Genomic DNA, 11,153 nt, shown 5'->3' with positions numbered 1-11,153 from the left:
CGACCGGCCTGCCCCCGAAGAGCCACCTCCCCCCGCGCTGACACCGGCCACACCACAACCCCGCCACCACCGACACCACCGGCACCACCGGCACCACCGACACCACCGGCACCCGCAGCGCCCTCCCCAACCGCCTCAACCGCCTCGACCGCCTCGACCGCCTCGGCCTCTTCGACCGCCTCAACCGCCTCGGCCTCTTCGAGAATCACATGCGCGTTCGTTCCGGAGATACCGAAGGACGACACACCGGCCCGGCGCGGACGGTCCCCCGCCCGTGGCCAGTCCTGCGGTTCGTTCAGCAGGCTCACCTCGCCCGCGGACCAGTCGACGTGGGTCGACGGCGCGTCGACGTGCAGGGTGCGCGGCAACAGCCCGTGCCGCATCGCCAGCACCATCTTCATGACGCCCGCGACACCGGCCGCGGCCTGCGTGTGTCCGATGTTCGACTTCACCGAGCCCAGCCACAAAGGCCGTTCACGGTCCTGACCGTACGTCGCCAGGAGCGCCTGGGCCTCGATCGGGTCGCCCAGCGTCGTACCCGTGCCGTGCGCCTCCACCGCGTCCACATCCGCCGCCGAGAGTCCCGCACTCGCCAGCGCAGCCCGGATCACCCGCTGCTGCGAAGGACCGTTGGGCGCCGTCAGGCCGTTCGAGGCGCCGTCCTGGTTGACCGCGCTGCCGCGGATCACGGCCAGCACCCGGTGACCGTTGCGACGCGCGTCCGACAGCCGCTCCAGCAACAACAGGCCCGCGCCCTCACCCCAGCCGGTACCGTCCGCGGCGTCGGCGAACGGCTTGCAACGGCCGTCGGTCGCCATGCCGCCCTGGCGGCTGAACTCGACGAACGCGCCGGGGGTGGACATCACGGCGACACCGCCCGCCAGCGCCAGCGAGCACTCCCCGGCCCGCAGGGCGTGCGCCGCCAGGTGAAGGGCCACCAGAGAGGAGGAGCACGCCGTGTCGACGGTCACCGCTGGGCCCTCAAGACCCAGGGTGTAGGCGACACGCCCGGAGACCACGCTGCCGGTGTTGCCGGTGAGGATGTGGCCCTCGACTCCTTCGGGGATCTCGCGCAGCCCGGAGCCGTACTCCTGGTTGCTGCAGCCGACGAAGACCCCGGTGCTGCTGCCGCGCAGGGCGGCGGGCGCGATGCCCGCGCGTTCCACGGTCTCCCAGGCGATCTCCAGCAGAAGGCGCTGCTGCGGGTCCATGGCCAGGGCCTCGCGGGGCGAGATGCCGAAGAAGTCGGCGTCGAATCGGTCGGCGCCATGGACGAAGCCGCCCCGGGTGGCCGCGCTGCCGCCGCCGGTGCCGTCGTGCCGGAACAGTGCGTCGAGGTCCCAGCCACGGTCTGCGGGGAAGTCCGTCATGGCGTCCGTGCCGTCGGCGAGGAGCTGCCAGAAGCCCTCGGGGGAGTCGGCGCCGCCCGGCCAGCGGCAGGCCATGGCGACGATCGCGACCGGCTCGGCCATCGCCTCCTGCAACTGCTGGTTGTGCTTGCGCAGCCGTTCGTTCTCCCGGAGCGAGGCACGGAGGGCTTCGACGACTTTTTCGGAGGACATGCTCAGCTCCACACTTCGCGCTTCGATGCAGACATGGCAGACATGGCAGACAAGAGGTGCCAGACGGGCTGGAGGGGTTGAAGGAGATGGGCTGGGCGCTCAGTCGTCGGTGCCCAGGGCCATCCGGACCAGGTCGTCCACGTCCATGTCGTCGACGTCCACGTCGGCGCTGTCGGCCGTGGCCGGCTCCTGGCCGCCGTGGGCTGCGGCCGGGGCCAGGTCCATCAGCGCGTCCAGCAGTCCCGACTCGCGGAACCTCGTGATCGGGATGGAGGTGAGCAGCCTGCGGATGGTGGCCTCGTCGGGTTCACCCGCGCCCGAGGTGTCCGTGCCCGGTGCCGCCGGGCCGGCGTCCGTCCCGCCGGCGAAGTGCTCCCGGCACAGGTGGTCGGCGAGCGCGGCAGGCGTCGGGTAGTCGAAGACCAGGGTGGCGGGCAGCAGTACCGCGGTGGCGGCGTTCATCCGGTTGCGCAGTTCGACGGCGGTGAGCGAGTCGAACCCGAGTTCCTTGAAGGACTGATCGGGGTCGATCCGGGCCGCGGAGGCGTGCCCCAGGACCGCGGCGACCTGGCGGCAGACCTCCTCGACCAGCCTGCGTCGCCGGTCGGCGGCGTCGAGGCGGGCCAGTTCGGCGGCGAGGTCCGCGCTCGCGCCCGGCTCAGCCACCAGTGTGCGGTCTGCGACGGGGCGCCGACCGCGGGCGAGGGCGGACAGCAGCGGGGGTACCGGGCCGCCGGCGCCGAGCCTGGTGGTGTCCACCGCCAGTGGCAGCCGTACGGCCGCCGGCTGGTCCAGTGCCTCGGTGAACAGGGCCAGGCCCTCCTTCGGGGTGAGCGGTGGCAGTCCGGCACGCTCCATACGGCGGACGTCGGCGTCGGTGAGACCGCTGGTCATGCCGGCGGCCTGGGACCATGGCCCCCAGGGCAGGGACAGCGCGGGCAGACCCAGCGCGCGCCGGTGCTCGGCGAGCGCGTCGAGGAATGCGTTGGCCGCGGCGTAGTTGCCCTGGCCGGGCGCGCCGAGGGTGCCGGCGACGGAGGAGAACAGGACGAAGGCGGCCAGGTCGAGGTGGCGGGTGAGGTCGTGCAGATGGGCGGCGGCGTCCAGTTTGGGGCGCAGTACGGCGTCCAGCCGCTCGGCACTGAGCTGCTCCAAGACCGTGTCGTCGAGGACGCCGGCGGCGTGTACAACGGCGGTGAGCGGATGCCGGCCGGGTAGGGAGGCGAGCAGTGCGGCGACCTGGGCACGGTCGGCCACGTCCACCCCCTCGATCCGTGCGTCGGCTCCCAACTCTGCCATTTCGGACAGGAGTTGCTCGGCACCCGGGGCCGCGGATCCGCGGCGTGAGACGAGCAGCAGATGGCGTACGCCGTGCTCGGTGACCAGATGGCGGGCGAGCAGGGCGCCGAGGCCGCCGGTGCCGCCGGTGATCAGGACGGTGCCGTCCGGGTCGAGCGGCGCGGGGAGGGTGAGGACGACCTTGCCGATGTGGCGGGCCTGCGACATGTACCGGAAGGCTTCCGGGGCGTGTCGCACGTCCCACGGGGTGACCGGAAGCGGGGTGAGCACCCTGGCCTCGAACAGGTCGACGAGGGCGGTGAGCATCTCGCCGATGCGGTCGGGGCCGGCCTCGATGAGATCGAACGCCCGGTAGTGCACGCCGGGGTGGCGGGCGGCGACGTCCTCGGGGTCACGGACGTCGGTCTTGCCCATCTCCAGGAAGTGCCCGCCGCGGGGCAGCAACCGCAGGGAGGCGTCGACGAACTCCCCTGCCAGGGAGTCCAGGACGAGATCGACACCGCGGTCGCCGGTCGCGGTGCGGAAGGCGTCCTCGAAGGAAAGGTCGCGGGACGAGGCGATGTGCCTGTCGTCCAGTCCGGCCGCGCGCAGGGCGTCCCACTTTCCGGGGCCCGCGGTGGCGTACACCTCCGCTCCGAGGTGACGGGCGAGCTGGGTGGCGGCCATGCCGACGCCGCCGGCCGCCGCGTGGACGAGCACGGACTGGCCCGCGGTGACGCCGCCGAGGTCGACCAGGGCGTAGTACGCGGTGAGGAAGACGATCGGCACGGTCGCCGCCTGGGCGAATGTCCAGCCGTCCGGGATACGGGCGACGGTGCGGGCGTCGGCCACCGCGACGGGCCCGTAGGCGGAGGGGAACATGCCCATGACGCGGTCGCCGACGGCGAAGGCGGTCACACCGGGGCCGGTCTCGGTGATCACACCGGCGCCCTCCAGACCGAAGTCGCGGGCCGGGCCCGGGTACATGCCGAGTGCGTTGAGCACGTCGCGGAAGTTGACGCCGGCGGCACGGACGGCGATCCGTATCTCGCCGTCACCGAGGGCGCGTTCGGCGTCGGGGGCGGCGACGAGCTCCAGCCCGTCGAGTGTGCCCTTGCGGACCATGTCCAGCCGCCAGGCCTTCCCGGCCGTCGTGCGCGGGGGGCGCAGCGCGGCGTCCTGATCGGTGCGGACGATGCGCGGCAGGTGCACCGAACCCTCCCGCAGGGCCAGTTGGGCGTCGGCGCGTTCGACAGCGGCCGGCAGTGCGGCCAGTGAGGCCGCGGCGGTGTCGGTGTCGACGAGGACGAACCGGCCGGGATGCTCGGACTGGGCGGAGCGGACCAGGCCCCAGACGGCTGCCGCGGCCGGGTGGCGTACTCCCGGCCCGACGGGTCCGTCCGGCATGAGCGCCTCCCGCGTCACCAGGACCAGCCGGGTCCGGTCCAGACGTCGTTCGGCCAGCAGTTGCCGTACGAGGGTGAGCGCGTGCTGTGCGGCCGAGTGCCCCGCCTGTTCCAGGGGGCCGCTGCCGTGGGGTACGACGGCGAGTACTGTGCCCGGCGCGGCCTCACCCGCCGCGAGAGTGGCGAGATCGGCGGCCTCGGTGAGGTCCGAGGACACGCCGGCGGCTGTGAGTTCCGCGGCGAACTCCCGCCCGGCGTCGTCGCCCAGGACCTTCAGCGCGTTCGGAACCGGACGGCCGGTGTTCCGGGCGCCGGAGCGGCCGTCGCCGGTCGGCTGCGGCTGCGGCTGCCAGTCGAGCCGGAACAGGTCACCCGCGCCCCGGTCGGGCCGTGCGCGCAGTCGCTCGGGGTCGATCTCACGCAGGGTGAGGGAGCCGATGGAGGCGACGGGCCGCCCGGTGGTGTCGGCGACGTCGAGGGCGACGGCATCGTCGCCGCACAGGGCGAGCCGGACGCGTACGGCGGTGGCACCGGTCGCGTGGAGGGTGACGTCCCGCCAGGAGAAGGGCAGCCGGCCGGGCGCGGAGTCGTCCAGCGGCAGGAAGGCGGTGGCGTGCAGGGCGGAGTCCAGCAGCGCGGGGTGCAGACCGTAGTGGGGGGCGTCGGCGTGTGCCCGTTCCGGGAGCGCGATCTCGGCGTACACGTCGCCGTCGAGCCGCCAGGCCGCGCGCAGCCCCTGGAAAAGGGGACCGTAGCCGAAACCGGCCGCGGCGAGGCGGTCGTAGGTGTCCTCGACGGGCAGTTCCTCGGCGCCCGCGGGCGGCCAGGCGGCGAGCGGGGTGCCCTCGGGGTCCGGGCGGGCGCCGGCGGCGAGGATGCCGTCGGCGTGCAGCGTCCAGGGCCGGTCGGGGGCCGCGTCGGCGGGGCGGGAGTGCACCCCGAGCGGACGGTTGCCGTCGGCGTCGGGCGCGCCGAGCCGCAGTTGCAGGGTGACGGCCCGGCCGTCGGCCAGCAACAGCGGTTCCACCAGGGTCAGTTCGGTCACCCGGTCGCAGCCCACGCGGTCCCCGGCGAGCAGCGCCAGGTCGAGGTAGGCGGTGCCGGGCAGGACGGTGGTGCCGCCGACGGCGTGGTCGGCGAGCCACGGCTGGTCCGCCGAGGAGAGCCGGCTGGTGAAGACGTGTCCGCCGGTGTCGGCGAGGTCGAGACGGGCGCCGAGCAGCGGGTGTCCGGCGTCGGCGAGGCCCGCCGCGGCCAGATCGCCCGCCTTGCGGCTGCCCGCCGCGGGCCAGTAGCGCTGCCGTTGGAAGGCGTAGGTGGGCAGGTCGACCACTTCACCGGAGCCTCCGGTGGCGGCGTTCCAGTCGACGTCGGCGCCGTGAGCGTGGGCGCGGGCCAGTGCGCCGAGCAGGCTGCCGGTCTCGTTCCGGCCGGGGCGCAGCAGCGCGATGGTGGCGGTGTCGGCGGGGGCGGTGAGGGCGTCGGCGGCCAGTGCGGTGAGCGTGCCGTCGGGGCCTATCTCGAGGTACCGGCGGACGCCGAGGTCCTCGAGTGTGCGCACGCCGTCGTGGAATCGGACGGCCTGGCGCACATGCCGCACCCAGTGGTCAGGGGAGGCGAGTTCGTCGCCGGTGGCGGGCCGGCCAGTGACGTCACAGACCACGGGGATACGGGGCTCGTGGTACTCCAGGGCGGCGGCGACCTCGCGGAAGTCGCCGAGCATGGGCTCCATCAGCGGCGAGTGGAAGGCATGGCTGACACGCAGCCGCTTGGTGCGCCGGCCCAGGGCCTCGATGCGGGCGGCGAGGTCCAGGACGGCGGCCTCCTCGCCGGAGACCACGACCGACCGGGGGCCGTTGACGGCGGCCACGCCGATCTGGTGCTCCCGGCCGTCCAGCAGCGGCAGCACCTCCTCCTCGGTGGCCTGCAGCGCGACCATGGCTCCGCCGTCGGGGAGGGCGTCCATCAGCTTGCCGCGGGCGGCGACGAGGGTGCAGGCGTCGGCGAGGGACAGGACTCCGGCGGCGTGCACGGCTGCGAGGGAGCCGATGGAGTGGCCGAGCAGGTGGTCGGGGGTGGCTCCGAGGCTCCGGACCAGCCGGTACAGGGCCACTTCCAGCGCGAACAGGGCCGGTTGGGCGTATCCGGTACGGTCCAGCAGCCGCCCGGCGTCGCCGAGGACCGCCTCGCGCAGCGGGGTGTCGAGGACATCGGCGCCGAAGTGCGCGCACACCTCGTCGAAGGCGTCGGCGAAGACGGGGAAGGCGGCGTACAGATCGCTTCCCATGCCGGGGCGTTGGGCGCCCTGGCCGGTGAACAGGAAGGCGGTGCGCCCGTCCCGGGCGGCAGCTCCGGTCCCGTCGGGCCGCAGGTCGCCCGAGGCGAGCCGGGCCAGATCGGCGAGCAGGTCGTCGCGCCCGGTGCCGAGCAGCACCGCGCGGTGTTCGAAGGCGGGGCGGGTGGTGGCCAGGGAGTGGCCGAGGTCGGCGGCGGACAGCCCCGGGTGCCGGACGGCGTGGTCGAGCAGCCTTTCGGCCTGGGCGCGCAGCGCCTGAGGGGTGCGGGCGGACAGCGGCCAGGCGACCGTGCCGTGCGCGGCCGGCCGGACGGAGGCGGTGGGGGCCTCTTCCGGGAACGGCGGTGCCTCTTCAAGGATCACATGGGCGTTGGTGCCGCTGAAGCCGAACGAGGAGACACCGGCGCGCCGGGGGCGGCCCTCCTTCTTCGACCACGCCTGGGCTTCGGTCAGCAGGCGCACGGCGCCGGAGGTCCAGTCGACGTGGCCGGAGGGCCGGTCGGCGTGCAGCGTGCGGGGCAGTTCACCGTGGCCCAGTGCCAGTACCGTCTTGATGACGCCGGCGACTCCGGCGGCGGCCTGGGTGTGGCCGAGGTTGGACTTCACCGACCCGAGCCACAGGGGCCGCTCGCGGTCCTGGCCGTAGGTGGCGAGGAGCGCCTGTGCCTCGATGGGGTCACCGAGGACGGTGCCGGTGCCGTGTCCCTCGACGGCGTCGACGTCGGCCGGGGCGAGCCCGGCGTCGGCCAGCGCGGCGCGGATCACCCGTTCCTGGGAGGGGCCGTTGGGGGCGGTCAGACCGTTGCTGGCACCGTCGGAGTTGACGGCGCTGCCACGGACCACCGCGAGTACGCGGTGTCCGTTGCGGCGGGCGTCGGACAGCCGTTCCACCAGCAGCATGCCGGCGCCCTCGCCCCAGCCGGTACCGTCGGCGCCGTCCCCGTACGCCTTGCAGCGCCCGTCCGGCGCGAGCCCGCGCTGGCGGCTGAACTCGAGGAAGGCCGCGGGGGTCGACATCACGGTGACGCCGCCCGCGAGCGCCAGGTCGCACTCCCCCGCGCGCAGTGCCCGCGCCGCCCAGTGCAGGGCTACGAGGGACGACGAGCAGGCGGTGTCGACGGTGACGGCGGGGCCCTCCAGACCGAGGGTGTAGGAGATGCGGCCGGAGACGACGCTGGCGGCGTTGCCGGTGCCGAGGTAGCCGTCGACGTCCTCCGCGGACGCACGCAGCAGGGTCGTGTAGTCCTGCCCGTTGGTACCGGCGAAGACGCCCGTGCGGGAGCCGCGCAGGGTCCGCGGGTCGACGCCCGCACGCTCCACGGCCTCCCAGCACACTTCGAGCAGCAGCCGCTGCTGCGGGTCCATCGCCAGCGCCTCGCGCGGCGAGATACCGAAGAACGCGGGGTCGAACCGGTCGACTCCGGACAGGAAGCCGCCGGTGCGGGTGTAACTGGTGCCCTCGTGGTCGGGGTCGGGGTGGTACAGGGACGTGAGGTCCCAGCCGCGGTCGTCGGGGAAGCCGGTCAGTCCGTCGCCGCCGGAGGCGAGCAGGTCCCACAGCCGCTCGGGCGTGTCGGCACCGCCGGGGAGCCGGCAGGCCATGCCGACGATGGCGATGGGTTCGTCCGCGCCGGTGTGCACGCCGCCGGACGTGGTGGTGACGGCCCGCCCGGACCGCTCGCCGGCCGGCAGCGAGCGCAGCAGATGGCCGGCGAGCGCGGCCGGGGTGGGGTGGTCGAAGGCGACGGTGGGGGCGAGCCGAACACCGGTGCGGCGTTCCAGCGCGTTGCGCAGGTCGACGGCGGTCAGAGAGTCGAAGCCCAGGTCACGGAAGGCGCGTTCGGGGTCGGCGGCCGGGGCGCCGGCGGCGTGGCCGAGGACGGTGGCGATCTCCGTCTGGAGCAGGCGGAGCACGGCGGCGGGCCGCTCGGACTCCGGCAGCGCGGCAAGGGTACGGGCCAGCCGTCCGCCCGACCGGGCGGCCCCCGCGGTACGGCGCACCGATGCGGCGGGGTCGCGCAGCAGGGCCGGGATGGGGGTGATGGCGGCGCGGGCGGCGGCCAGGTCCAGCCGGACGGGCAGCAGTACCGCGCGGTCCTGCGCCAGGCCGAGGTCGAGCAGGTCCAGGGCGTCCGCGGTGGGCAGCGGCGCGATGCCCGCACGGGCCATCCGGGTGCGGTCGGCGTCGCCGAGCCCGGCCGTCATACCGCTGTCCTCGGCCCACAGACCCCAGCCGAGTGCGAGCGCGGGCCGTCCCTGCGCCCGCAGTGTGGCGGCCAGCGCCTCCAGGAAGGTGTTGGCGGCGGCGTAGTTGCCCTGGCCGGGGCCGCCGAAGGTGGCGGCGGCGGACGAGAAGAGCACAAACGCCGACAGGTCCATGTCCCGGGTCAGCCGCTCCAGATGGACGGCGGCGTCGGCCTTGGGCCGCAGCACGGCCGACAGCCGTCCGGGGGTCAGCGCGGGGATCACCCCGTCGTCGATCACCCCGGCGGCGTGGAAGACGGCACCGAGGGGATGCTCCTCGGGTACGGCGGCGAGCAGCGCCGCCAGCGCGGCGGGGTCGGCCACGTCGCACGCGGCGACCGTTACCTCGGCACCGGCCTCTTCGAGCCCGCAGCGCAGTTCGGCGGCGCCGGGTGCGTCCGGGCCCCTCCGGCTCGCGAGCAGCAGATGGCGTACTCCGTGCGCGGTGACCAGGTGCCGGGCGACGGCTGCGGCCACGGTGCCGCCCGCCCCGGTGATCAGAACGGTCCGCTCCGGATCGAGGACCGGCGCCGCGGAGCCGTCCGGCTGGTGCCGGGTGAGACGCGCGGCGTACGTGCGCCCGGACCGCACGGCGATCTCCGTCTCCCCGCCGTGCACCGCCTCGACGACCGCGGCGAGAACGGCCTCCGGGCCGGTGTCGGTGTCGAGGTCCACGAGCAGGAAGCGCCCCGGGTTCTCCGACTGCGCGGAGCGCACCAGACCGCGTACGGCGGCCGCGGCGAGGTCGGCGACCGGCTCACCGGGCCGGACGGCCACCGCGTTCCGTGTGACCACGACCAGCCGGGCGTCGGCCGTCCGCTCATCGGACTGCCAGCGCTGCAGGACCTCCAGGGCCGCGAGAGCCGACGCGTGTACGCCGGCGGGCAGCTCCGCGCCGTCACCCTGCCCGGACACGAAGACCAGTTCGGGGACGGGCGCACCGGTGTCGTCGAGGGCGGCGAGAAAAGTGCCCAGGTCCGGGTACCGGTCGGCGTCCGCCGGGCCCGATCCGGCACCCACGACGGCCACGGTGGGCCTGTGCGCGGACGGTACGGCGGCGGACGGTTCGGTCCACTCGACGGTGAACAGGTCGTCACCGGCCGGGGCGGTGAAGGGCAGGGACAGCTCGTCGGCCGGGGTGAGCGCGACCGATCCGACGGCGGCGACCGGCATGCCGGACTCGTCGGTGAGGTCCAGCCGCAGCCCGCCGTCGGACAGGGACCGCAGCCGGACCCGCAGCACCTCCGGGGAGGCCGCGTACAGGGTGCAGTCCCGCCACGTCACGGCGACGCCGCCGGGGCGCCCGAGCGCGGAGACACCGTGCAGGGCCGCGTCCAGCAGCGCCGGGTGCAGTGCCACCCGCAGGGCGTCCGCCCGGAACTCCTCCGGTACGGCGACCTCGGCGTACGCCTCGTCCCCGGCCCGCCACACGGTGGTGAGCCCTCGGAAGGCGGGGCCGTGGTCGAGCCCTCGCTCCCGCAACGCCTCGTAGATGTCGTCGACTTCGCCGGTGTCGAGGGCCTGGGCGCCCGGCGGCGGCCAAGCGCCGTCCGCAGCGTCCAGCCAGGGCTCCCCCGAGTCGGCGGCGGCCGGTGCCAGGGCACCGCGGGCATTGCGCGTCCAGGGCCGCTCGGGCTCACCGCCGCCGTGGTCGGCCGCGGAGCCGGCGGTGACAGGCCGTGAATAGCAGGCGAACGGCCTGGCACCGTCTTCCTCCGGGCCGTCGAGCACGACCTGGATCTCGACGGGCCGGTGGTCGTCGAGGACGAGCGGCTGCTCCTGGTCGAGCTCGACGACGTGGTGGCAGCCGACCCGGTCGCCGAGGTGCAGGGCGAAGTCGACGTACGCCGCTGTGGGCAGCACGGTGCTGCCCGCCACGGTGTGGTCCGCCAGCCAGGGATGGGTGCGGGTGGAGAGCACGGTGGTGGACAGCACCGCCGAGGAGTCCGCCAGGGTCACCGCGGAGCCGAGCAGCGGATGCCCGCCACCGTGCCGCCCGCTGCCGGGGATCGGATCGAGCCAGAAGCGCCGCTGCTGGAAGGCGTACGTGGGCAGTTCGACGCGCCGGGCGCCGGGGAACAGTGCGGACCAGTCCGGGCCGTGCCCGTGCACGTGCAGCGTCCCGACGGCACGGAGCAGACTTTCCGCCTCCGACCCGTCCTTGCGCAGCGCCGGCACCACAACACGCCGGTCGTCGTCGAGCAGGGTGCGCGCGAGGGCGGTGAGAGTGCTGTCGGGCCCGAGTTCCAGGAAGCGCGTGGCCTTGCTCTGTGCGAGGGTGCGGACGGCGTCGGCGTAACGCACGGTCCGCCGCACGTGCCGCACCCAGTACTCCGGTGACATCAACTCCTCGGCACTCACCGCCTC

The 11,153-nt window shown here is 74.6% G+C and carries 2 protein-coding genes; both read right to left on the bottom strand.

From position 1 onward, the window contains the following. The coding region (locus ACWC5O_RS44470; protein WP_450781289.1) for a type I polyketide synthase at positions 1–1,568 on the bottom strand (1,568 nt) is incomplete at its 3' end. Between the two features lie 93 nt (positions 1,569–1,661). Next, positions 1,662–11,129 carry an SDR family NAD(P)-dependent oxidoreductase gene (locus ACWC5O_RS44465; protein WP_450781287.1) on the bottom strand — a complete coding sequence of 3,156 codons (9,468 nt, stop codon included), beginning with the start codon at positions 11,127–11,129 and terminating at the stop codon, positions 1,662–1,664. Between the last annotated feature and the right edge of the window lie 24 nt (positions 11,130–11,153).

The sequence above is a fragment of the Streptomyces sp. NPDC001450 genome (assembly GCF_053597295.1).
This window is presented reverse-complemented; position numbering and strand designations above follow the sequence as displayed.

Coding starts and splice junctions, on each gene's coding strand:
- ACWC5O_RS44465 (WP_450781287.1), bottom strand. CDS start 11,129: ATGTCACCGGAGTACTGGGTGCGGCACGTGCGGCGGACCGTGCGTTAC.